Source organism: Paenibacillus sp. BR2-3 (genome assembly GCF_046529485.1).
Lineage (GTDB): Bacteria > Bacillota > Bacilli > Paenibacillales > Paenibacillaceae > Paenibacillus_AQ.
The window spans coordinates 3899424-3924656 of the sequence record NZ_CP126311.1 but is presented as its reverse complement, the minus strand read 5'-3'; the positions used below and the strand labels follow the sequence as shown (position 1 = coordinate 3924656).

The 25233-nt window shown below is 49.1% G+C and carries 26 protein-coding genes; all 26 read left to right on the top strand.

The window, feature by feature from the left end; translation table 11 throughout:
• The first annotated feature begins 157 nt into the window (after positions 1–157).
• The 26 genes from PaeBR_RS18935 to PaeBR_RS18810 all read left to right on the top strand — a co-directional run bounded on the left by PaeBR_RS18935 (position 158) and on the right by PaeBR_RS18810 (position 25181).
• Positions 158–436 (top strand): VRR-NUC domain-containing protein, encoded by a 279-nt coding sequence (locus tag PaeBR_RS18935; protein WP_410512066.1) that lies wholly within the window; start codon positions 158–160, stop codon positions 434–436.
• A complete protein-coding gene (locus PaeBR_RS18930; protein ID WP_410512065.1) occupies positions 433–1812 on the top strand; it encodes an SNF2-related protein in 1380 nt (459 codons plus the stop codon). The genes PaeBR_RS18935 and PaeBR_RS18930 overlap by 4 nt, the downstream gene beginning before the upstream one ends.
• Positions 1813–2880 (top strand): hypothetical protein, encoded by a 1068-nt coding sequence (locus PaeBR_RS18925; protein ID WP_410512064.1) that lies wholly within the window; start codon positions 1813–1815, stop codon positions 2878–2880.
• Positions 2881–2885: 5 nt separating this feature from the next.
• On the top strand, positions 2886–3353 hold the full coding sequence (locus PaeBR_RS18920) for a sigma factor-like helix-turn-helix DNA-binding protein (protein ID WP_410512063.1): 468 nt from the start codon (positions 2886–2888) through the stop codon (positions 3351–3353).
• Between the two features lie 121 nt (positions 3354–3474).
• A complete protein-coding gene (locus PaeBR_RS18915; protein ID WP_410512062.1) occupies positions 3475–3756 on the top strand; it encodes a DUF2829 domain-containing protein in 282 nt (93 codons plus the stop codon).
• Positions 3756–4115, top strand: coding sequence for a hypothetical protein (locus PaeBR_RS18910; RefSeq protein WP_410512061.1), 360 nt, complete (start codon positions 3756–3758; stop codon positions 4113–4115). Before PaeBR_RS18915 ends, PaeBR_RS18910 begins: the two co-directional genes overlap by 1 nt.
• A 21-nt stretch (positions 4116–4136) precedes the next feature.
• Positions 4137–4817, top strand: coding sequence for a terminase small subunit (locus PaeBR_RS18905; protein ID WP_410512060.1), 681 nt, complete (start codon positions 4137–4139; stop codon positions 4815–4817).
• Positions 4818–4984: 167 nt separating this feature from the next.
• Positions 4985–6811, top strand: a complete 1827-nt coding sequence (locus PaeBR_RS18900) for a hypothetical protein (RefSeq protein ID WP_410512059.1) — start codon at positions 4985–4987, stop codon at positions 6809–6811.
• Positions 6812–7075 carry a hypothetical protein gene (locus PaeBR_RS18895; protein WP_410512058.1) on the top strand — a complete coding sequence of 88 codons (264 nt, stop codon included), beginning with the start codon at positions 6812–6814 and terminating at the stop codon, positions 7073–7075.
• Positions 7076–7089: 14 nt separating this feature from the next.
• Complete coding sequence (locus tag PaeBR_RS18890; RefSeq protein WP_410512057.1) at positions 7090–8964, top strand: hypothetical protein; 1875 nt, start codon at positions 7090–7092, stop codon at positions 8962–8964.
• Entirely contained in the window at positions 8961–9221 is a 261-nt protein-coding gene (locus PaeBR_RS18885) for a hypothetical protein (protein ID WP_410512056.1), read from the top strand. Before PaeBR_RS18890 ends, PaeBR_RS18885 begins: the two co-directional genes overlap by 4 nt.
• Positions 9222–9300: 79 nt before the next feature.
• Entirely contained in the window at positions 9301–9426 is a 126-nt protein-coding gene (locus tag PaeBR_RS18880) for a hypothetical protein (RefSeq protein ID WP_410512055.1), read from the top strand.
• Between the two features lie 125 nt (positions 9427–9551).
• The gene (locus PaeBR_RS18875; protein ID WP_410512054.1) at positions 9552–10436 is read left to right on the top strand and encodes a hypothetical protein; all 885 of its coding nucleotides are present in this window, start codon (positions 9552–9554) and stop codon (positions 10434–10436) included.
• Positions 10437–10535: 99 nt separating this feature from the next.
• Positions 10536–10871 carry a hypothetical protein gene (locus PaeBR_RS18870; RefSeq protein ID WP_410512053.1) on the top strand — a complete coding sequence of 112 codons (336 nt, stop codon included), beginning with the start codon at positions 10536–10538 and terminating at the stop codon, positions 10869–10871.
• A gap of 14 nt (positions 10872–10885) precedes the next feature.
• Positions 10886–11767, top strand: a complete 882-nt coding sequence (locus PaeBR_RS18865) for a Mu-like prophage major head subunit gpT family protein (RefSeq protein WP_410512052.1) — start codon at positions 10886–10888, stop codon at positions 11765–11767.
• Positions 11768–11826: 59 nt separating this feature from the next.
• Positions 11827–12015, top strand: a complete 189-nt coding sequence (locus tag PaeBR_RS18860; RefSeq protein ID WP_410512051.1) for a hypothetical protein — start codon at positions 11827–11829, stop codon at positions 12013–12015.
• Positions 11987–13933 carry a hypothetical protein gene (locus PaeBR_RS18855; protein ID WP_410512050.1) on the top strand — a complete coding sequence of 649 codons (1947 nt, stop codon included), beginning with the start codon at positions 11987–11989 and terminating at the stop codon, positions 13931–13933. Before PaeBR_RS18860 ends, PaeBR_RS18855 begins: the two co-directional genes overlap by 29 nt.
• 14 nt (positions 13934–13947) lie before the next feature.
• Entirely contained in the window at positions 13948–14223 is a 276-nt protein-coding gene (locus tag PaeBR_RS18850; protein ID WP_410512049.1) for a hypothetical protein, read from the top strand.
• Between the two features lie 77 nt (positions 14224–14300).
• Positions 14301–14933 (top strand): hypothetical protein, encoded by a 633-nt coding sequence (locus PaeBR_RS18845; RefSeq protein ID WP_410512048.1) that lies wholly within the window; start codon positions 14301–14303, stop codon positions 14931–14933.
• 1 nt (position 14934) lies between these two features.
• A complete protein-coding gene (locus PaeBR_RS18840) occupies positions 14935–16341 on the top strand; it encodes a hypothetical protein (RefSeq protein ID WP_410512047.1) in 1407 nt (468 codons plus the stop codon).
• A gap of 9 nt (positions 16342–16350) precedes the next feature.
• Positions 16351–17094, top strand: coding sequence for a hypothetical protein (locus PaeBR_RS18835; protein ID WP_410512046.1), 744 nt, complete (start codon positions 16351–16353; stop codon positions 17092–17094).
• Between the two features lie 62 nt (positions 17095–17156).
• A complete protein-coding gene (locus tag PaeBR_RS18830) occupies positions 17157–17696 on the top strand; it encodes a hypothetical protein (protein ID WP_410512045.1) in 540 nt (179 codons plus the stop codon).
• A gap of 295 nt (positions 17697–17991) precedes the next feature.
• Positions 17992–18252 carry a hypothetical protein gene (locus PaeBR_RS18825; RefSeq protein WP_410512044.1) on the top strand — a complete coding sequence of 87 codons (261 nt, stop codon included), beginning with the start codon at positions 17992–17994 and terminating at the stop codon, positions 18250–18252.
• Between the two features lie 221 nt (positions 18253–18473).
• Positions 18474–20168, top strand: a complete 1695-nt coding sequence (locus tag PaeBR_RS18820) for a hypothetical protein (protein WP_410512043.1) — start codon at positions 18474–18476, stop codon at positions 20166–20168.
• Between the two features lie 44 nt (positions 20169–20212).
• A complete protein-coding gene (locus PaeBR_RS18815; protein WP_410512042.1) occupies positions 20213–20578 on the top strand; it encodes a glucosaminidase domain-containing protein in 366 nt (121 codons plus the stop codon).
• A gap of 13 nt (positions 20579–20591) precedes the next feature.
• Positions 20592–25181, top strand: coding sequence for an LPD38 domain-containing protein (locus PaeBR_RS18810; protein ID WP_410512041.1), 4590 nt, complete (start codon positions 20592–20594; stop codon positions 25179–25181).
• Positions 25182–25233 lie beyond the last annotated feature (52 nt).

Here is a 25233-nt window from a genome sequence, read left to right as displayed (position 1 = left end):
CTTTATTGACACTGTTGACACTTAACTAATTAAAGAAGAAATATAAAAGAATTATAGAATTTAGGCGCATACGTATAACGCCTAATACACCTAATTACTAAAAAGTTACGCACACGTAAGGCGTACACGCGTAACACAGCAGGCGGAGGGATGTCAAGTGCGAGAACGTGAGATCGAAGAGTATTTACGCAAGCAAGTGAAAGCTGTAGGCGGGATCGCTTATAAATGGACCAGCCCAGGCAATGCGGGGGTACCTGACCGTATTGTTGTACTACCTGGAGGCCACGTCTATTTTACTGAGCTTAAGGCTCCCGGCGGAAAGCCGACACCTTTGCAGCTGCTGCAGCACCGCAAGCTGTCCACCTTGGGCTGTGAGGTGAAGGTGATCAGCAGCAAGGAGCAAGTGGACGCCTTTATTCAAGGGGTGCAATCGTGAGTACGGCAGTGAAGCCACGGAGTGCATTTGTACCCCATGATTATCAAAAGTACTGCATTAACCGGTTATTGGTCGATGAGGCGACGGGGCTCTTCTTGGATTTAGGACTTGGTAAGACCGTCATCACGCTTACAGTCGTTAACGATTTAAAATACAACCGCTTTGCCATCCGTAGGACATTAGTTATCGCCCCTAAAAAGGTTGCAGAGGCGACCTGGACCAACGAAGCAGATAAGTGGGAACACCTGAAGCACCTACGCATCATACCAGTATTGGGCAGTGCGCAGAAGCGTATCCGAGCGCTAAATACCCCTGGAGACATCTGGGTGATTAATCGGGATAATGTCGCTTGGTTGGTAGAGCATTATCGGAACGCATGGCCATTTGACATGGTGATCCTGGATGAGTTGAGCAGCTTTAAAAATCATCAGGCCAAGCGCTTTAAGGCCCTGACTTGGATCCGGCCACACGTGAAACGGATTGTGGGTCTGACCGGTACACCAGCACCAAACGGGTTGTTGGATCTCTGGGCCCAAGTGTTTCTACTGGATCAGGGGGAGCGACTAGAAAAACGAGTTACACATTACCGAGAGAAGTACTTCCAGCATAATTACAATGGTTTTGGCTATACCGCCAAACCGGGCGCAGACGATGTGATTCACCGAAAGATTGGGGACATCTGCATCAGCATGAAAGCAGAGGATTATCTTGAGCTTCCAGACTGCATCATGAACGTGATTCCCGTGGTTCTGGACACAAAAGCCATGGATCAGTACAAGCGAATGGAGCGGGACTTGCTTCTTGAGATCGAAGATACCGAGATTACGGCGACCAGCGCCGCGGTTCTTACAGGTAAGCTGCTGCAGATGTGTAATGGAGCGGTATATGACGAGGAACGCCGAGTGATGGAAATGCACGATTGCAAGATCGAGGCGTTCACGGAGCTGATCGAGCAGCTGAACGGTAAGTCAGCACTGGTGTTTTATAGCTATCAGCATGACTTAGCTAGGATTCATAAAGCTTTGGCCAAATCGGGATTACGGATCCGTGAGCTGAAGACACCGCAAGACCAACTGGACTGGAATAATGGCCAAGTCGATATCTTGCTGGCACATCCGGCATCGGCAGCTTACGGACTCAACCTGCAGGACGGCGGGAATCACGTTGTGTGGTTCGGACTGAATTGGAGTCTGGAGCTGTACCAACAGGCTAATGGCCGGTTACATCGGCAGGGTCAAAAGCAAAAGGTGATTCTGCACCACCTTGTGGTACAAGGCGGAGTGGATGAGGATGTGATGGCGGCGCTAGAGGATAAAGCGACCACACAGGACCGATTGTTGAACGCCTTGAAGGCTAGAGTGGAAAGGGTGAGATAAATGGCCAAAAGCACACCGATACCCAGCCGGGCAATTGAGTTTAGTTCCAAGGGGCCCAGCGGAGTACGTGAATATACGTTATCACCTGAAGAGTTAGAGGAGATCAGGCAGAAGTATCCGGCGACTAAAGCGGATAAAGCCTTTAAAAAGCCAGTTGCACAACAAAATCGAGTGGCGATGACTTCCGAGGAGCAGAGCCGTCGGGCGAACATGAGATACCAAAATCATGAGGAGGAAAAGGATATGGGTGGACAACGGGCGAGCAAAGAGGGACCAAGCTGTGGATTGACTAAGAAGGTGTTCCTGGAACAGATCGCAGCTGGGGAGACAGTTTCAAGCATCGAGAAGGCTTGGGGTATGAAGTACAATACGCTGTACAATTGGGTCAAGAATTGGGACTGCAAGGGGATTACACCAGGGAAAGCAAGAGAGCTGCTTGCACAGTTGAACACCGGAGAGCCGGCACCAAAGGCAGAGCCGCCCAAGGAAACCCAATTGCTTCGTGAGAAGGAGGCCCTTCCGGATGTTACTGATCCGGATCTGCTGGTGAAGGCCAAGAAGGAGATTGCCGAACTACGGGAAGAGGTTGGGCACTGGAGAGGGCAAGCCGATAAAGCCGGAGCCCTGGCCTCGAAAGCTGCCGAAGAAGCCACGGCTAAAATTGAGCTGTCGAGAGCACGCGCAGAAGGTGCGGAAGCTGCAAGAAGAGCGTCTGAGCTTGATTTGGAACAGGCTTCCGAAACCATAGGTCTTCTGCGGCTAGAGCTGGATCAGACGACTACTTCACGAGAGGAGTATAAAAGTCTGTACGAGGAGCAATTTGCTTTTGCACAGACCTACTTCAAGCAACTTGAAGAGCTGCAGTCGGAGCTTAACTGGCTGATCACGAAACGGGGTGAGTGGGCTGAGCGCGAATTGTGCTTGTTGGATGAGATTGCAGACTTGCGGGAGGGAATTAGTGCTAATCCTGTTACTGAGCGGGGTGAGCTGCACGTCTTGGACGGAGCCATTGCGGATCTGACTCGCGCCCGTAAGCTTATAAAGCTGTTGACCGCATCAGGAGAATAAGAGAAATGGGGTCAGTCATCATGAAAGCAACGTGGATAGAGACGCTGATCGGTCAGTATGCTTCTGAGACACACGTCCTGGAGAAGTACCGGGACACGTTAGACCTGACGGATCCGGCGGCAGCTGAGGAGCATGAAACAGTTTCAGGTATGCTGGCGGATATGAGATATGCATTAACCTGGATGCGCAGAGGCCGACGCCCAGGAAGCCGCAGAGGGGCTGAGGTTACGGATGTGTACCGGCAGCGTGAGATATATATTAAACTCTCAGGCCAAGACATCAGTGACGCTGAACGGTTACGATTGGTAGACGCGCTGCTGGCGCTTAGCGATCGGGAACGAACTTGTTTTTTACTTCATATGGCGCAGGGCTTGACTTTGCAGGACATTTCACATAAGCTGAAGCTATCAAAAGCTTCGATACAGGATTATGTGAATCGGGCTAAGAAGAAGATTTCAGAGGAATTTTTGTAGGTCTTGCCATACGGATTGCCCTACAACAAGCCATACAACCTGCAGTGCTATAAGTATGTCTATCAACGAGCTCTCCATTGCGGAGGGCTCTTTTTTGCGTTCAAAATACAGATTTGAGAGGATGAGTCACGTGCTTTATAACATTCAATTGGACTTTGGAGGCGCGATTCAGGCGCTGAAAGCTGGGAAGAAAGTCGCCCGCGTTGGCTGGAATGGTAAGGGGATGTTTATATACTACGTTCCGCCAGGAAGCTATCCAGCACGAACCGAAGCAGCTAAGTCAATCGGAGATATCGTTGAGTACAACGCTTACTTTGCAATTAAGAATGTGAACGGGACTGTTAGTACGTGGGTACCGTCGATTAATGATTGTCTGGCCGAAGATTGGGAGGTAGTCGAATGATGGGAGAGTACGTGAAATATCGTAAGACCTCAACGATTGAGGTTGTTGGAAAGACTGAGACAGGCATGATTGTTCAAAATGTCGGAGCTCCTGATGATCGAAGGGAAGTCCCATTTGCAGTATTCAAGGCATCGTATGTAGCTGAAACTCATGTGGCTAACCCGCAACTAGAGAACAACTTCAGTTATCATGCACCGAAACCCGGACAGCCTGAAATTTATGAACAGATCCGAAACAAGGCGAAAGAGTTGGCCTACTTGATTGACGATTTGGTCTTGAACAGTCGGGAGAAGTCACTGGCGATGACCAACTTAGAGCAAGCGGTCTTTTGGGCTAATGCTTCTGTAGCGAGAAACTAAACCTGAAAGGAGTTGCTTCGTATGGCGTTGAAGTCGGCCAAACAAAAGATTTTCGTTAAAGAGTACCTGGTCGATCTTAACGCCACACAGGCAGCCATTCGAGCTGGATATAGCGCTAAGACGGCTAATGAACAAGGAGCGCGGCTGTTAGCAAATGTTAGTGTGCAGGAAGCCATTCAGGAAGCAATGAATAAGCGGGCTGCCAAAGTTGAAGTTACTGCAGAGATGGTGCTGCAGCACTGGTTGGACGTCGCCACAGCGGATCCGAATGAGATCATCCATCACCGGCGCATCTGTTGCCGCCATTGCTTTGGGCACGGACATGAATACCAGTGGATTGATACAGCCGAGTATGAGCAAGCCGTTAACGCAGCTAAGCTTTCTGCCAAGAAGGGCAAGCCGCCTGTATTACCTTCGGATTACGGTGGCTATGGTTTCGATCCAACAATCCGACCACATCCGAAATGCCCAAGCTGCAACGGCGAGGGACATGGCCAGCTCCACGCAGCTGACACCCGCTACCTGAGTCCAGGAGCCAAGAAGCTATATGCTGGAGCCAAATACACGGCAAACGGGCTTGAAATTAAGCTGAATGACCAGGAACAAGCGTGGGATCGTATCGCCAGGCACCTTGGTATGTACAAAGATGAGCTGAAGCTAAAGGGTGAGCTTACGATCAAAAAGCTGGAGGATTTGATGTAAATCCTGCATATTATTCGTGCTTATTTTGCATAAAATCAGCATTTATTCACTCATTATGAATTAATATGCAATAACTACCATATGTAGTGTGGTCATCGTTGAACACATACCACCTACATACATCTGCACAAAATGCATGTATTATACAGAAGTCTGGAGGGCCTGATATGATCGATTGCCAGCAGATCATTGCCCGCCGCAAGGAGCTGTGGGATCAACATCATAGTATCGAACGAGATACTGAGTTTGTTCAGGCCTCTGTGGCGTATATCACGGATCCCAACAATGCTGCGGTGAGAGAAGAGATCAAACGATACCCGGAGTATTTAATCGAGATTTCCTTTGTCATCGTAGATAAGGATAAAAATACGGTTCCTTTCTTCCTCAATAGCGTACAGCAGAGCTTCTTGAGGGATATTAACGCAGCAAAAGAGGGCTACCGGACAGGGAAAAGGCATCACCTTAAGTTCCTGGTACTCAAAGGCAGACAGCAAGGTTTTACCTCTTTCATTACGGCTTATCAGTTGGCTAATGCCATCATTAGCAAAAACTTCTCGGGCTTCACCCTGGCAGACAGCGGGGACAACACGAATACCATCTTTGAAGATAAAGCCAAGTACATCTACAACCAACTCCCAGGGCCGCTTAAACCTACCGAGAAATACAATAACCGCAGGGAGTTTCACTTTGAAACCTTGAACAGTCGCTGGCGGGTGAATACAGCGGGCAATAAAGAGGTAGGCCGCTCCAAAACGATTAACTTCTTTCATGGATCGGAGGCAGCTTTCTGGGACAGCCTTACCCGTATCATGACAGGACTTGGCGAAGCGCTCACGAAGGACAGCATACAGGTGCTGGAGACAACAGCAAATGGTCTGAATGAGTTTAAAGATATGTGGGATGAGGCCGAAAAGGGCATCAGTAACTGGGAAGCTAAATTCTATCCCTGGTGGCTCACTCCGGAATATGTTCTTGAGTTTGAAGATGCAGAACGCGAAGAAGCCTTTAAAGCTGCTGTTTTGGATCCGCTCACCGATTTCTTTAAGAACCTGAAACTTCTTCTAGATTATGAGGCCTTATCGTGGACACAGCTGTATTGGTATTTCGGCAAGTACAAGGATCTCAAAGATAAGCTGCCACAAGAGTACCCATGTACCGCTGAAGAAGCCTTCCTTGCTTCGGGAAGACCCCGCTTTGATGTTTCGGTACTGTTGGAGTATCTGAAACACTGTAAGCCTGGTCAGACTGGATACTTAGAACGTATTGGCAAACAGCTGTCATTTGCAGCTTCTGAGGCTGGTAGCCTTGAAGTATGGAAGCGACCGCAGCCGAGCAAGGAGTATTTCATTGGTGTGGATGTGGCTAAAGGGAAGGCAGACGGAGATTATAGCTGCGCGACGGTATGGGATGCAGATAAGAACCTTGTCGCCATGTGGCACGGACACATTGACCCCGATGCTCTGGGTGATCCGATCCTCACCAATCTAGGGAACTGGTATAACGAAGCCTTGATAGCCATTGAGGAGAATAACCACGGATTGACCACAATTACCTCAGTAAAAAAATCTTACTGGAACCTGTACAAGCGCATGACGCTGGATAAGGTGACAGATGAGGAGAAGGAAGAGATAGGTTGGTGGACGTCCATTCGGACAAAACCCCTAATGATTGATAATCTGGCTAAGCTGATCCGCACGAAGGCGCTAGGCTGCAAGTCAGAACGCATGATCAAAGAGTGCATCAAATACGTAGTCGGTGAAGATGGAGACACCAATGCCGCGAGTGGCAATGATGACACCGTGACTTCATCGGCTATTATTTTGCTCGTTATGGATGGTTACATCACGGAGCTGCCGCCGATCGATGCTCACTCAACGAATACGGTAGACACCTCACAGACGTTCGTGCATCGTAATGGCCGTGATATCCACATCAGTGAAATTGAAGACGCCCAAAACGATGATAGCAGCTGGTTCAGAAAGGCGGGATGGTAAATGTTATACACCTTAATATGTCTGCTCCTCCTGGCCGCTCTTGGCGCAGGGGGCTATTTTGCTGCTCACTATGTTGTCAGCTTGCAGATGACTTACAAGGCGCTGCAGGCAGATCATGAGGATGCCAAGGCATTCATCGGTGAGCAGGCCGAAGTGATCAATAGCTATGAATTTGAACGTAACGAGTTTCAGAAACGCCTGGATTACCGGGCACAGAAGACCTCAGAGGAAAACGGCTGGAGTCAATTTGATATGAACCGGTGAGGAGGTGAACCGAATTGAGTGATAAACCTATCGACATCATGGATCAGACCAATGCTTCGCCGGACAGGCCATCGCAGAGTCCCGAGAAGCAGGAGCTGGCCAATCGGGTGCAGACCCTTTTCCGGGCGACATTCGAATCTAAGCAGCAGCTGAACCTGCCGCAGAAGTGGCGGGAATGCGATAACTACAAGCAGGGGCGGCAGAACCCAAAGCAGAGTGAAGAGCACCCGGGCAGCGTGACTAACATCATCCACCCTGCGATTGAGTCAATGATCTCTGACTTGGTGGGCCGGCAGTTCAACACATCCGCCAAGGGTTGGGAGCCATCGGATGATATGTATGCTGAGCAAACGCAGAACCTGATGGATTTTGTGCTGTACCGTAATAAGTTCGTGACCAAGGTCAACGTGAGTGAGCATGACCGGCTTGAGCTGGGGACCTGCATCATCAAAGTATGGTTTGACAGCGACGAACTGGATGGTCGGGGGCTGCCTACGTTTGAGCCAATTAGCCCGGCCAACTTCTTCATTGATCATAAGATACCTGCGGCTCACCTACTGCAAGACGGGGAAGTTGTATTCCATGCGGTTCCGAGGCCGCTCAGCTACTTCCGCAAGAAGTTTAAAGATTGGGGCCAGTACGTGCAGCGTGAGACCAGTGTTCCGTATGATCCCTCTGACACGTTTACAGAGGATAAGAGTGATGAAGTCAGCCCTGAGACTTCGCAGCGTGCGCTTCTCTTGGAATGTTACATGCGCGATGAAGAAGGGACGCTTTATTGTGTGCATGTGGCGAATAACCTGGTGCTTGAGGACAGCCGAGAGGTTCTGAAGGATAAGAAGCTTCAGCGCCGTAATCGGTATCCTTTCGTGATGATCCCCTGTTACCTTAAACGGGGTACCGCGTGGGGTACAGGTGACGTTGAAATGATGATGCCTACTCAGGATCTCATTAACGAACTAGATGATCAGATCCGGATGAATGCCCGGCTGTCGGGCAATCCACAGGTAGTTGTAGGCCAGGGAGCAGGAAAGGGTTTTGACTTCCGTAAGTGGACAAACAAACCAGGACTACGGATCCCGATGCGAGATCACACTTCTTGGAACATTGTTCCTCCACAGAATGTATCCCGTGATGTCATTGAGCGCCGGGAGAAGGCATTCAGTGAGGCGGACATGATTAGCGGCAGACCAGACGTTAATCGCGGCGAGAATCCCGGACAGGTTACAGCGGCATCAGCTATTATTGCTCTTCAGCAGGCCGGACAGAAAGGTGTCGTCCACAAGTCCAAAATGTTCAAAGAGGGCTGGTCGGACGTCATGGAGCTCCTATACGACGAGATCCTGGAGAACTGGGATGACGAGATGTGGATCCGAATCGACGGTGAGGCGCCAGATTATCAGTTTGTTAACCCGGCCAATCTTAGAAATGTTCCGCGTATGGTGGCTAATGATATAGACGGCGAAGACAGCATGAAGCCGCTGACCGACGTTGAGTACGATGAAGAGGGTTTGCCGATCAGTGAGAAGCCTATGACCCGTGAGGCCATGTTCGACTTCCAGCTTAATATTGGGGATGGTCTACCAAGTGACAAGGCTTTCGTGTATCAGACGCTTCTTGATTTGACTAAGGTCAGCTATCAGGACGGGCCTGCGGTTACCCGAGTGGAACTGAGAAATTACTTGCGTAATCAGTTGGGTATCCCGATCGAGGATGACTCTCATGCAACAGAACAGCCTGTGCAGCCTCAGGCAGCGCCAGTTCAACCGATGCAGTCGCAGATACCTCCGGAACTATTGGCAATGCTACAGCAGGCCACGCAGGCTCAGCAAATGCCGCAAGGAGCTCCGCAGATACCAACGCCTGTACAGGGAGGTGTTCCAATGTGACCAGAAGCCGAGAAATGACGCCGCAGGAAGAGAAGTACATGTACCATCTGTTGAAGAGTGACCCGCTAATCGGTAGCTATATCCGCAGCCAACTAGGAAACCAGAATGCGCTGCTGGATCTTCCAGTATGCCCAAGATGTGAAAAGCCTTCTCTGTACCATCAGAACGGTGCAATTTGCCCGACATGTGGGACGTTTGCGCTGAAAGAGAAGACCCATAAGGTCAGGCAGCATATCAAGCAGGGCTACTACCGATGAAGATCGAGGATAAATTCTGCAGCGATATCATGCTGGAACTTGAAGACGATGACTGTTATGTGAGAAAGGCGGTGAGAACATGGACAAGAAGAGCGCCAGCTGCTCCACCACCACGAAAAAGGGCAATGAGCCCAACCGCGCACTCGGCTATAAGGACAGCTACAAGATAACCGGCAAGGCCGCTGAAGGTAAAGCCAGTAAGTAAGCAGGCCGTCTCCAGTCGTGGGGGCGGCCATTTATATTGCGCGCAATTGGCGCTGACCAGGTGAACAGTACCTATGGGCATGATACTGGTTCTGATGCCAGGAGCCACACAAGGAGGATGCAATCATGGATTTACAAGCTTGGCGTGAGCAGAAACAAACGGGCATACCCGCGGATGCGGACGTACAGGATGCCGCTGTACAAGAAGAGGAAGAGGTAGAGGAACTGGAGCGTGATGCGGATCCGGATGAGATAGAGGATCCTGCAGAGGATTCTGAAATCGATACGGAGGGTGAACCTGATCCCGAACAGGATGAAGAGCCTGAGTTGCCTGAAGCACAAAAGACAGCCTTCCAGAAAGCGCTGGAGCGTGAAAAGCGCAAAATGAAGGAAGAACAGGACACTATGCGCTCCGAGTTGGAGCAGCAGTACAATCCGTATAAATCCTTTTTCGACCAATTAGGCATTACAGATCCTGCGATTGCCCTGAAAGCGATTGAGGATAACCGCCTGCTTAAACAAGCGGAACAACTGGCGGATGATCAAGGATGGTCTGACGATCAGGCACTCAAGTATCTCAAGCAAAGGCAAGAGCAGCATCGACTCAGTGAAGAGCTTCACGATCTGCGGATATCGAACCAGATTAACGAGCTGGCCGACAATCCGGACTACGCTGGAATTAAGGGTATGAAAGAGCAGATCAAAAGTAAAATTACGGCTTCTGGCGGGGCACTCAGCGCGGAGGAAGCGTATTGGGCTGTTGGAGGCAAGGAACGGGCTGCACAACTTAAGCGGGAGACGACGCAGCGGGAGATTGCAAAACGGGCCACCGCCAAGCGTACCGTCCAAACGGATACCGCGGCATCCGCCAACGGAGAAAAGACCTTACCAGAAGAGGTCAGACAGGCAGCAAAGGCTGCGGGGATATCCGAGAAGGAAGCTCGGCGGCTGGTAGATATGCCGAACGATCTGGAAGGATATCGCAAATGGAAAAAACAAGGGAGGGCTTAAATCATGCCAAGATTTATTGAAAATATCGACGGCCGCAATCAAGCGGTAGTAAAGAACTTTAACGTAGGAGCAAGCCAAACGATCAACGAGGGCGACTTGGTGCAGATTGACGCAACTTCCCGGAAGATTGTTGTTGGTGTGGCTGCATCTACCACCCTGGTGGGTATCGCTAACCGCAGCATTACCACCGGCGCGTCGCCTACGGCAAAGGACAACATCGGAGTGACGTTGCTCAAAAATGTAGTCGTTCGGCTACCTTATGTTGGTACAACCAAAACGTCTTTGGTTGAAGCCGATCTGTACAGCACCAAGTTCGATCTTGCGGACAAGGTATCTATTAACCTGGACGACACTACTGGCGGCATGTGCCAGGTTATCGCGTACGACAATACTAAAAAGACAGCTGACGTGCTTGTAACCACGTTGGCATTTTAAGGGAGGGCTAACCAATGCCAAGTAATACTGGACAATTCAACAACCTCTACACTCGCAAAATTGACGAGTCCTTTTTTGAAGGTTGGGACGAGGAGCCGGAACAATGGTCCCGGATCGCCAATAACAAGAAGGGTGACAGTAATAACCGCACCACGCAGATCATTGCCGGTGCTAGCGCTTGGCAGTCCAAGAAAGAGCTGGAAAACGCCAAGGAACAACGCTTCAAGCTTGGACCGTTGATTGTTACGGAATACGAGCCGTTCGGCGTGGAAGTTGTCATGTCTCGGGAACAGATCGATGACGAGAAGTATGGCGAAGTCGCAGACATGGCCAAAGACCACGGGCACGCGGGACGTGAGACGGTAGAGCAGAACTTTGGTAGCTATCTGAACCAACTGTTTGACGGCACCTTCTATGACGGTAAAGCTATTTTTGCGGATGATCATCCGAACTATGGTGACGGCGGAGGCACCCAGGATAATAAGCTGACTACAGCACTGTCGGATACATCTTTAAAAGATGCGATTATCTTGTTCCGTAAGCAACGGGATGAAGGAGGAAAGAAAATCTCATCTCTTGCTAAAAAGTTGGTTGTTCCTTCCGCGCTACAGTTCACAGCAGCGACCATCCTGCAGTCTGCTCTGATCGCAGGAAGTAACAACAACGACAAGAACGTGCTGCCAGATATGGAGTTGGTGGTGAATGACTTCTGGAATACCAACACACGTTGGTTCATCATGGGTAACCGTCACAAGATTAACCACATCTGGCGTGTAATGCCCGAATTTAAGAAGAAGGCCATGATGGAGGATAACGGATCCCAGAAGTGGTTGGGGTACTTCCGTGAAGCTAATGAGGCTACCAACTGGCGTCATCTGGTCGGCTCCGATTCGTAAGACGAGGATGAGATAGAGAGGCTCCGGCCTCTCTTCTTTTTATTAGGAAGGTGGACACGATGAACCACTTTAACGGAGTTACTCCGGAAGAGCGATATAAGAATGAACAAATGGATCACCTCAGAAAACAAACAAAGCTGCTTGAACAGATTGCGCAACTGCTCAAGCCTAAAGGTGGTGTGGAAATTGCGAAAAGCGACCGAAATAGTCAGCGCCGCAATGGCGGAGAAAATAACCTTAACCGGTAATGAGGGGTTCCACATTCACCCTCCTGTAAACAGCACCACGAACGGGTTCATGAGTAAAACGGACAAGATCATGCTGGATGCCAGTACCGCTGAAGATACGCCAGGGACTTTGGTAAAGCGGGATTCAAACGGTCAGGCGAAGGTATCCGAGCCTACCGATCCGGAGCACATTGCACGCAAACAGGACGTAGACAATCTAATTATTACGACACCTAAAATTGCTGAAGAAGCTGTCACAAGCCCCAAGATTGCCGATGAAGCTATCGAAGCAAGACACATTTCGGGTGGATTAACCTTAATCGGAGATGCGCTTGGGATTAATGCAAAGTTTAATCTCATTGATGAACAGTTGGCGGATATTGCGATAAATATAAGGCATCTCGGTGCAATTGCAGATGATCCTAGTGCCGCCGCCAAAAACATAAACACAACGATTATCAATCAGGCCTTATCAGATTGCCGTTTAAATAGGCACTCACTATTTATTCCCGGTAAATTCCACGTAAACGCCACGGTTGTTCTCGCAAGTCCGGAACTAGATTTTGTTCCTATTTTTGGAACATCAAAAGAAGACTCTGCTCTAATTTTTAATGGTGACGCTCCTATCATAAGTTGTGCCGGGACCTCAGATAATTATGTATCATGCGGCCTAATCGAAAAGCTGAATCTTACCAATTTAAATACAGGTACGAATGCCCGGGCGATCGAATGTAGCTACACAGGGACGTTAAATCTTAATGAAATAAATATAAAGGCACAGAATGATGGCATAACGGGCATCGAATGTATATCGCCTACATTCCAAGACGTTTATATTTATGGTTCGGATATACGTCTTCAGTCTGGAATTAAAGGTCTATTCCGTAATCTTAAGTGGATCGGCGGTCGCATATATGGAGCAACTTATTCCATCAATATCGGAGGAGATTATGCACTATTCGAAGGGCTAAACGTTGAGTTTTCAAAAGTAATATGCAAACAAAATGGGGCTATAGCTGGCATATTGTTTAATGGCTGTCATTTTGAAACGAGTGATCTTTTATTCACAAACGCAGTAACAGTTCCGTTGCCGAATACTCTTAATAACGAGGGCGTTTGGGCTGATAATTCAAGTCAAGGAACTGGCATTACTGGCAAGGTGGAATTTAAGTCTTGTATCATTCGCACCATAAATCAAAATACAAATTTTGTTGTTATTAAATCTCAGCCAAGCTTTGTCTATAACTTGAAGTTTGACGGATGTTCGTTGGACGATGGTGCTAATTTTATAATTGCAGGAACATTCTTGTACGATGGATCAACTAATGTTCCATCAGGCATAACGATTGAAGTCGTTGGACAAACCGCGCCAACCATTAAAATACAGAAAGATATTTATACAAAGTACATTGTACCATCCAATAGTGGCTATGAATTTAGTCGTATTAATAATGTTGACTTTGATAAGTTTGCAATACTCGAGCCTGCCGGTAGAGGGTATGTAGGCAACAATGGAGTGGCCATGTCATTTAGTTCATCAAATGATAGAGGATTAGTAAGGGATGATCCTAACCTTGCAGACCCAAATATTGTAATTGGTGAAAAACAATCTATTAAAGTCAGACAAACATCAACTGGGCTAATGCCATTTGCGTTTGAAACCTCAACTACTAGACCGAGTATTTACGCACAAGGATTGGGTGGATTTGATTTTGATACGACAAGAGGTCTTTTAGCATACGATACTAATCCCGGTAACTGGGAAGGTTGGTTTTCTGTACCTTCGAGACGAGTTGATTCAGTCCCTACAACCGGAACATACCAGCGCGGAGACATTATTCTTGTTCGACTTCCCGATGCTGGAGGATATGCATTTTTTGTTTGTACGACAGCAGGAACTCCAGGAGTTTGGAAACAAGCTGGAACAATATCAGCATAAAAGGAGAGGTTAGAATGGCATTAACTAAAAAGGTAACACTAGAAAATGGATTAGAAGCAAATTCCGCTTATATTCGAATTGATACGGTTAGTGGGTATAAAGGCGGTTTGGACATTTCTGTAAACTCTTATGTTTCGCAGGAAGCATTTGAAAGCGGAAAGGGATATCTTCAGCAGCAATTTTATAACTTCACACCATCAGTTGAAAACGATTCTCCAAATTTTATCAAACAGGGTTACGAATACTTAAAGACGCTACCGGAATATATCGATGCATTGGATGTTCTGTAGTAGTAGGAGAATACTGCGCACTACCATAACGCCTGCGAGGGCGTTTTTATTATGCCCGAAAGGAGGAGATGAGAGGCATGGCAACCTATACGGATTTATTGAATGACATCAAAATCAGGTACCGGCACTCCTTCACGGATGCTCAGGTCTTAGTTTGGCTGAACGAATCCATGCGAGAGATTTATGACACGATTGAGTTGGACTCCATTCCTTATTTGATGCAGACCTCATATGAAGAACACTTCTACAACTTACCGGCGAATCTGGATGTTACCAAGATCAAGACGGTAACCTACCGGATCAATGAGGATAATGTGTTCGATGAGCTGCCGTTTGTCCGGGTGGACGACATGCAATTCGCCAATCTCGAAGAGCTTTGGTATAGCATCGTCAGCCAGATGTTCTATTTGAATGTGCCTGGAGGAGTCGTCGATAACATTCCAGTGTTTATCTTCTGCGACGACTTCTTTGATCTGATCACGGTGGCTAACCTTGGCGATGCCCTGACGCTTCCGGTGAAGTATCATGAGGTGCTGAAGCTTGGCGTATTGGAACGGATTGCGGCAGCTCGGAAGGATGTGGTCATGAAAAATAACTTCTTCGTAGACCGGGAACAGCGAATGAGTGATTATGTATGGGCATCGAAGCTGGCTGAACCGGAATGGACAAGTATAGCTGACGCGATGCCAAAAGTATCGAGGCGGTGGTAATATGGCTCAATGGCAGTCACTACCTGGGGCTAGATCCCCCAGACAAGCGAATACTTTTACCGATGGCGTTGATGGTGATAACAACGCTTTTTTTGTGTCCTTGAATGCCTATGTATCTGGGTATGGATGGGATTTTGATAAGCATCCCGCACTAGCCACGCGCAGAGGTCGTACCGTTTACGGATCAGCGGGTAGCGGTATGGTCCGGTTACTAACCAACTTCGGCAATGTACACCTTGTCCGCGCTGTGGGGTCTCAGCTGTCATACTGGAACGGATCGGCCTGGACGTCTATCGCCAGTACTTTTGCGGATGCCGATTGGGACAGCACTAACTTTGATGTGAATGGACCGGCGCTGATTCTGACCAACGGCACGGACACGCCGAGGTACTGGAATGGTTCATCCCTTGCGGCTTTGACAGGCAGCCCTCCAGTAGGTAAGTATATCGCTTCAGATAATCGGCGCGTGTACATCGCAGTGAACGATGAGGTTCACTATTGCGCCTTCCAGGATGCACTAGATTGGACCAGTGCCGAGAACTCCGGCATTGTGGAATACTACACGCCAAATGGAGGCAATATCACTGGCATGAGAGCCTTCGAGGGTAACATCTGGGTATTCAAAAAGGATACGTATTGCCTAATCTTCCACACGGGGGACAGTAGAGCTACCCACAGGCTGGTAGAGGGCTCCAATGATATCGGGTGCATTAGCTTCAAGACTATTGCAGAAGTCGGCCCGTATCTAATGTGGCTTGGCCAGAATGGTGTATACCTTGGAGCCGGTGGAGCTGCCCGAGAGATTGGTGAGCCTGTCCGTAATATTCTGCAGACCATGAACCCCGCGGCCGTAGATGCCGCCTGCGCCTGGACAGACGGGCGGATGTACTATTTGTGTATCCCAACAGGCACGAATACATCACCGGATACGGAGTTGGTATACTCACCTGAATATAAAAAGTGGCACATTCGCAGCGTTTCGCTTGGCGGCATGCGCTATGGGGCTCAACTCAATAACGTGTCTTTTGGAGGGTGGGCTTCCGGACAGATTTACAAACTCAATGACGGGACCACAGATGCCGGAACAGCGGTTCCGTACCGGTTGACCAGTCGTCCCTATGACGAGGGGATTAAGGAAGCGGAGAAAGAGTATTACCAGATGAAGATTCAAGGCTTCCTGGATACGGCTGCAGCGTTGACCGTCAAGATTAGTACGGATGACCGTGGTGAATCATTCACGACACTGGATACGATGGCTGCCGGTACCGTGACCCAAAGCAAAGATGTGATCGTGCCGATGGATACAGTACCTTTAACCCACTGGATGCGCTATCGATTGGAAGGGACAGGTTATATCGAAATTAATGAGGTACAACGGTATGCCAGAGTGCAGCCGGTACAAGAATAGGGAGGATTTATGCCAATACCTACATTTACAGGTCTTCCACCAGACCCGACGTTCGCCGAGCTTGTTAGTAAACTGAATACGGTAGTCAAACAGATGCAAAACCTTCTGCTAAACCTGGACACGCTGAATATCCGCAGTTTAAATGCGGAAGTTATCGAGGCCGAAACCATTACAGCGGGAAAATTGGCGGCTAATTCCGTAGAGACAGAGAACTTGGTATCCGGATCAGTCACAGCCGAGAAGATCACAGTGAATGAGCTGTCTGCAATAAGCGCCGACTTGGGGTATATCACAGCTGGTCTGATCGAATCTATTGAAATATATGGGTCCTATATTGCGACTCGCAACGGGGTGTTTCCACGAGCTGAGATGAGTAATACAGAGCACTTGTTTGCGGCTCTCACTGATGCTAATAATCACATTAAGATTAGAACGGACATATCAGGCTCTCCTGGGGTAAGATTCACATCTGCCGGTAACGTGTTAGGGTCGCTAACTACGTACTTAGGGTATTTAGAAATATGGGGTCCTGCTATTCTTGCCCTGACTGCACCAAAAGTGCAATTCGGTAGCTGGTATAATTTGTACAATGACGATAAAGGTACAACTCTTGGCGACGAGCTGGACAATATTTGGGAAGCAATAAACAACAAAGCGGATATTTCTCACACTCATAGCGTCACTCTTCCCAACCACAATCATGGAAATCCTGAAAATGTGAATAGCGGAGGCGGAACTTTTACAACTTCCTGATTGCAAAATATACCATCTTTCGTCGATAATAGAGGTAACATATTCCAAGAGGAGCGGTTACTTTGAAAAAGTTCGTAGCAGGTATTATTGTCGGCGGGTTTTTATTTGCAGGAGCTTCTGTATTCGCGGATAGCTCAAGTTTAATCGGGCAGAAGGTTCAAGGGTTGTTCAGCGTAGAGAAAGCCGGTACGAAGGTGGCAGACGCGATTGTGATCAACGGCACGGCATACGCCCCCGTCAGAGCTGTTTCTGATGCAACAGGAACGGAGCTTACGGTAGACGGGAAGCGGATCATTATACAGGAGAAGGAGGCACAGATCACTGTGAGCGAGACAAATAGCCCAATAGTAACACCTAGCGTTTCAGAAAAAAAGAGGCTGAGCGATATTGAAGGGTATACCGACGGGATTGAAAACAGAAAGAAGAAGATAGAAACCTTGGAGGCTTTGTTGGAGGTCGAACAAAACAAGCTGAAAAATGCATTAACTGCCGGTGATAAACAGACAGCGGAAGAAAACATCCAAGAACTTGAACTTAGAATTAAACAGGAACAGGAGTCTCTGGTCCAAGCCGAAACAAAGCTGGCAGAGCTTCAGAAGTAATTATGGGCTACTACATCGGGAAGTATGCCATCACTTTAGCCGCGATTTTGGCTTTATACATTGGGGTAGATTCTAAATTTTCGCAGATTGAATCTTATGATGATGCGCCTTTAAGTTATAAATTTCTAGGCCTGCTATTTTATATTATCTTGTTCATTGGCCCCTTATTATTTATAGGCGCATCCGGGTTACTTATTAGCTTCTCAATTTTAGGATACGCACTTTTTAAAAATAAATAGATTCACCGCTGAGGGCTCTCCCATGGAGGGCTCTTTATTTTAAGGAGGAATGGAAGATGAAACGAGATGCCTATTTAAACAGTGTCCGGGTGTTCTATGATGACAGAGCATTAAAAATAATTCAGCAAGTCGTGAATATTCTTGGTGAAAATAGATGTTCCATCAATTATGCTCAATACATTCTTGAACAAGCTGGAGAAGTGATCAATAAATGCACCCCTGTATCAAAGGAATACCCTATTCAGTTTCCTGAAACCAGCCTTTCCCAAAACTCTGATCAACTGTCGCCGGTTGTAGTTGAGCCGAAATCCGAATAAACGCGTCATTGTACGCATCTGCAAGAGCCTCTGGTGTGGCAAATGCAGTTGTATAATTCGTCTTGATAAAATGAAATGCTAATTCATGAATATGATTCTTTTCAGTCATAAAACACCTCCAATCTACCACCCGGACCTTGAGATTATAAACGATTTGGATAATTTTAGATATGAGAGTCTGCCACACGGTAGGCTCTTTTTCATGTGAAAGGAGTGAGACCATGGCATCTTCCGCGTACGACCAAAGTATTCGTAACAGCTTAGTCAGCAAGGGAATCGACAACAGTAAGATTGGTTACAGCAATGGCTATGTTACGGTAGACGGAACCAACTTTCAGAAGGCGGATAAGAACTATAACGGCACTGCCTTTACGAATGCGAACAATTTTAATAATGCCTGGAATGTGTACAGTCAAGGGTTGAATAAAGCGCCTGCTCCGGCCGTCGCTCCTTCGGGAATGGTCGGTGTCCGCAGCAGCCTTCAGTCCTCTGGCTACGATCCTAACAGCATCGGATATAACAACGGTATGGTGACGGTAAATAATCAGCCCTTTGTTACTCCTTCTGCGAATGCGGGTGGGTCAGCCTATGTGTCCCCTTCCACCTATAATTCTGCTCTGGGAAACTTCCGGATCGGCGACCTGACCAATCAAGTTGTGAATAATACGAAGCTGCCGGATAACAGCTACACGCCGCAAATTGATCAATTAATGAAGCAGCTTCAGGACTTTTCCGAAAATCAACAAGCCGTAGATCCGTACAGCACACCGGAGTATGCGGCATATCAAGCGCAAGCCGACAGACGCGCTAGTCAGGGTGTACGAGCAGCTCAGGAGTCTTTAGGCTCAGCAGGGTTCGGTCGTTCAACGGCGCTTGGAGAACGGTCACAGTCCATACAGAACGATCAGACAGAATATCTGGAGACGCAGGTCATTCCTCAGATCATTGCGGCCAATCAGGCTAAGCGGCAGCAGGATTACGGAAATCTCATGTCGCTACTCAGTCCGCTGATGAGTCAACAGGGCTATGCGGACAACCGGGCGCAAACGGAGCTGGGCAACGTAATTAACGCACTGGGTGCCGTTACCTCCGAACAACAACGAGGTTTAGATAACAGCCGTGCCGATGCCGCATTAACCGGAAACTACTTAACGCCGGATCAGCGGAGCGCGATTGATACACTGCTAGCTCTGAAGCAGCAGGCAGAGTCTCCAACAGCTACCAGACAGCAACGATCGGCCATTAGCGATCGGGCCGACACCGTCCGCAGTCAGCTGCAAGCACTGGGCATCGATCCGACAGCGTTCGGAGCTAATGTAAGCTCGGCACAGGCTGAACAGGCAGGGGTAGGTCGAACACTTCAAGGTCAGCAGCTGGATCAGCAAACACAGAACCAAACGTTCAACCAGGGAATGGCTACTCGTCAACAAGACTTTGCCGAAGGACAACAGGCTTGGGAGAACAATTATAGTGATGCCCAGTTCAAACTGAACAAGCAAATTCAAACGGGTCAACTATCCATTCAACAAGCTAATGCGTTAATGTCTCAAGCCGAAAGTCTTGGCTATGTTACGCCGCAGCTAGCTGAGGCTACGGGGTTAACCGAGGGCGCTCAGTTCTTAAATAGTCAGCAGTTTGACCTCCAAAAAGACAATGCAGCTTGGGATCAAGAGAAGGCCATTGCCGACGCCCAGGCTAAAGCAGCGCAGAACCTCACACCTCAAGAGTATGCGAAATCATATGTTAATCCGATTGTACAGCGGGACGATGACAATAACATTACCAACAAGAATGAGGTTATCGCCACAATTTCCAATGGACAATATAGCGATGCGGAGATGGATAAACTCTTTAGGCAGTACGGCATTACGGACGCTGACGTTGAGGTGTATCGGAAAACCTACTCGGGAAACTGAGTAGCCCCACGGCTTCCGTCAGTGGGGCTAAATTAAATAAACAGTTGGGCGGCGTCTTAAAAGGATCTGGAGACGCGTTCGCATCTGCAGGTGCAAAATATGGGATTGACCCTGCTTTACTAGCAGCTATCGCCATACACGAGACTGGTAATGGGACAAGTAATGCAGTCAAATCAAAGAACAATGTGGGCGGGATGATGGGTAAGAATGGGCTTATGACCTTCAGCAGCTTAGCAGAGGGCATCGACAAAATGGCATCTAACCTGAAGCGAAATTACTTTGATCAAGGTTTGAATACCATCCCATCCATCCAGAAAAAATATGCACCTAACGGAGCTGCCAATGACCCGACTGGACTCAACAACCATTGGGTTTCCGGTGTTACCAAGTATTACAAAATGTTTTCTTAAAGGCGGTGAAATTATGGGTAAATATGACGATCTTCGGGCGCGAACCAAAGCAGCGACCCAGCAGACCCAAAATAACATCGATCGGTACCGACAAGCTGTCGGTGAGCAAAACGCAACATCCCGGGATCTGGGCAGTAAATATAACGATCTTAGAGATCCGGAAGGATACCGGCAGCGGCAGGAGGCGGAGGAGTCCCTAAGATCCAAGGTGTTGCTTCGGGATACACTGGCAAGCGTTATGCGTCCGGTACCAGCAGCAGTAGCAGTAGCAGCAGCTTCTCCTCAGTCATCCGTCAAAGTACCGCAGCCGATTGCGCCAAAGCGGCTTGGAGCTGATGTGTCTGCAATCGCCAATAAGCTACTGCTTCCGGAAGCATTTATGCCCACAGGCGGCGGTCAGGTGCCGAAGACACAGTTTGATATCAATAAACAGAAGATTGAGAATAGCGGAGCGCCTGGAGCAATAAAAACTTACGCCGAAGCCATGAACTGGTTGACGCGGGGGAATCCGGTCGGTCAAGCGGTGTCCAATGCATTCGCCGGTCACTCCGGTGTCGTGCAGCGAGATCCCACAGGCAATAAGGTAGTGGACAAGGCTTCGGACATCATCAACGATTTTGTGACACCGTTCTTGACCCCCACCGGCGCACCTGTAGGGATGGGTCCTAATATGGGCTCATATGAGGTGGCCGGTAAAGCGATGGCTAGCAAACCCGGTCAAGCTGCTGTCAATAAGATTGCCCAGGGTATTGGCAAGATGGCTCCTCGCGTCAGCCCCAGAACGGCTGAGAACATCGCCCGTACAGGGTTGACCGAGACCGTAGCAGGACCGCTGCAAGGCGTGGGAATGGGCTTGACCAATCAGCAGGACAGCAATGAGGAGATTGGCCGCAACGCTCTCTATGGACTGGCAGGTGGTGCTGTACTAGGCTTTGGAGGCGCAGCTCTCGGCGCGAGTGCGAAGTCGCTGTTTAACCGGTTCCTGCGGAACAAAGGTCTCTCAGATGCTGAACCGGGCATTGCCCCGCTTACATCTACTGAGGTTTCGGTGCAAAGCACACCTGCCCAGTCAACTCTCTCATTGCCTGAGGGTCGCGGTCCTTCTACAGCTGAGATGCGCCAGCTTCGGCAGGCTGCAGCCGCTCGGCGCTCTGTTCTGGAACCGGGTGAGGGGACGATCATTAATCCCACCGACTGGAGGCCGGAGCCTCTTGGACTGCCTGCAGCCGATATCCAGCCACCTACAACAGCCCGGAGAGGGGCAAAGCCGGGGCTTAATCAGATACTGGAGCAGATGAAACCTATTGTGACTGAGCGTATGACGCCGCCGCTCGAAAACCCGAACGAACTGGCCAAGTGGATCCAGTACCACTTTGGGGGGGATGTATCGCTGAACGAGATTCGCGCACTCAGTTATGAGGATATGCGGCAGCTGGGCGAAGAGATCAGGAAGCGAATCACCGTGGAGGGCACTGCACGTCAAGTGGCCGAGGATCTGGGCTACGATTATGATAAGCTGCTCTCAACGCGCCAGATTGATCCAAACTTGGTCAGTAAGGCACGGCAGACGCAGAACGTCCGAGATACCTACGGACTGGGCAATGTAGTTAAGTCATCAGCAGACCGTTATACACCGTTTGTTGGCGAAGCTGCTGCGCCGGAAACCATTGCGGGACTGCGGCCGGGGACACGTAAGACCCGGGTCAGTGGCGAGTCGCTTGACCGATTCCAATCCGTTCCTACGCCGAGCAGAGATGAGGTCATTGCGGCTAAAAGCATTGGGCAATTGACACAAGACGATATCGATTATCTCCTGCAGGATTCTGATCGGCGTTTGGCCGAAGCTGGGAGCTTGGAAAACTTGCTGGCGAATGAGATGACGGCGCAGCGCAGAACATTGGGTGACATCGGCAACATGGCAGCGCCAGAACCGCTACCGATCGGAGAACCGATTCTACGTCCGGGGCAATTCGACGAACATTCTGGTCTAGGCATATCGGCTTTTAACCGGACAAATCCGTATGACTCCCTGAGCAACGATACCCGGTCTCAACTAGTCACACGGCAACAGCGCGAACCTTTAACGGGTAAGGGGTCAGGAGACCGCGCGTATACCGCACTGGTGGATGATCTGCACCCGCTGAACCAGCAGGACAAGATTATGGAACGCCTGATGGAGGAGCCGCTGAAAGCTTCTGAGCGTGTTCATACACTCGGCCTTGCTTCCCGTGGCGCCGATGTTATCTCTAAACGGATAATCACGGACGGACTTGTGGACGCCAACGGACAAGTGGTGGGTGAGAGCCTGAAAAGCATCTTGAAGCCGCTCAACGGACTGATGAAGCAAAACAAGCACATTTATGTAGACTTCGAAGATTACTTGCTGAACAAGCATGCAATTACAAGATTTGATCGAGGCGAAAAGGTATTCCGGGATGATCTGAAATGGACGCCGGAATATGGTGCTCAGAAGGTAGCAGAGTATGAACAGCAGTTTCCGGAGTTTGCGGAGGCAGCAGAAAAGTTCTATGCATTTAATCAGCAAATGGTTAAGTCCTGGCTGGTGGATACCGGTATCATCACGGAGGATATGGCGAAGGCTTGGGCAGACGCTAATCCGTTCTACGTGCCGAACAAGCGACAATTTAGCAATCTTGAGAAGGTCGGGAAAAGTTACGGCCGCAGCAAGCAGGGATTTGGCAATCAATCCAATCCGGTCAAAGGCTACCAGAAGGGTGGTTCACAGCGTAAGATCATCAGTCCCATTGAGGCTACGATTGAGAATGTGGATGCTTATGTCAAAGCAGCCAAGCGCAACGGCGTCATGCAGCAATACGTGAAGAACGTTGAGGCGCACCCTGAGGACTTCGCAGATTGGGCGGAAATCGTCAAGCAGCCGGAGAAGCCGGAGGATATCACGAAGCTCCTGCTGGACAGTAATGGCATTGACGATCTGCTCAGCAGGTTCTCGGATGACTTCGACAAAGCGATGCAGCGTACTAAACTGGATAAGGATAACATCGTGCGTGTCATGGTGGGTGGTGAGCCGGTTCACGTTAAGATCAAGGATCAGCAGCTCTTATCCGCCATCACAGCCATGGGACCTAATTCTGCCGGGTACATGCTTAAACTGATCAGTAAGATCACCAACAATATGAAGCTGTTGACAACCGGCAGTAACCCCGTGTTCTCCCTGACGCGCAACTTGTTCCGGGATATTCCGCAGGCTTATGTGGCTTCGACGACTCGGGACAACCCCATTGCCTTTGTTGCGGATCTGGTCTCTGCTGCTGTAGACATTGCAGGCAAGCGCGGAGCCTATAAGCAATTCTTGGACATCGGCGGTGGTCATGCTTCTTCTATTGCAGCTGACCGTAACCTACTGGCTCAGAGTAAACGAGCGGCACTGCCGCAATCCGGTGTGCGTCGGGCTGCACTTCGCGGGAAAGATGCCTATGAAAACTTCCTGAACTCGGTTGAAATCGCCCCAAGACTTGCGGAGTTTAAGAGATCCCTTGATTTGACGGGTGACTTGCAAGCTGCGTTGGCAGCTGCTCAGGACATCACAGTTAACTTTAAACGCCGGGGATCTTTATCTCGTGAATTGGATGCAGCCTTTCCATACTGGAATGCTGCTGTTCAAGGCTTGGATAAGACGATCCGGACGTACAAGGATAATCCGGTCAAAGCGATTGTGAAGTCGGTAATCGGTATTACGATACCCACACTGGCACTGTATGCGCTCAATCACGATGATCCGAATTACAAAAAATTGAGCAACCGGCAGAAAGATGCGTTCTTGATGGTCCCTAAAGGAGACGGAACTTTTTTCAAGATAGCCAAGCCGCAGGAACAAGGTTCAATATTCTCTGATATACCGGAGCGACTTATGCGATTGTTCGCGGAACAGGACCCAGCAGCCTTTCGAGACTTCGCGGATCGGCTCCGGACAACATTCACACCTCCAGGGATTCAGGGGGCGCTGAAGAAAGGCGGACTGATCGACAAGGGGCTTGGCGCTGCAGGAGATACTATATTTGGACCTCTTGCGGATCTCGCGGCAAATAAGACATTCAGTGGAGCACCGATCGTTCCAGGCTATTTGGAGAATCTGTCTCCTGAACTTCAATTTGACACGAAGACAACTACTATTAGCAAGAAGCTCGGTGAGCTGACTGGAACCTCACCGAAGCAGTTGGATTACTTTGCTCGGCAATACACCGGAGTTTTAGGTCAATTGGGACAACCACTGCTCTCACCAGGCGGGGATGTTGGCAGCGCGCTCGGGCAGCAGGTTACTGCAGATCCAGTCTTTTCGAATGACCTGTCCACAGAGTTTTATCATTATAAGGATAAACTTGATCAGGCCAACATGGACAGCGACATGAAGGAACCGCCCACCTGGTATAGCGATGGGCTCCGGAAAAAGATGGCCAAGATCAGCAAGCAAATGTCCGTAATCCGCAAAGACATGCGTGCGGTGCAGGATGACAAGTCATTAAGTAACAAGGACAAACGCGACGAGCTGCGTAAGCTTCAACAGAGTATCAATGACATGGCTGAGCGCGGAAATGAGTTAGCAAAAGGGCAGGTTCCATATTAATCAATCTCAGGCACGCTCTACGGGGCGTGTCTTTTATATACCAGCATACAGA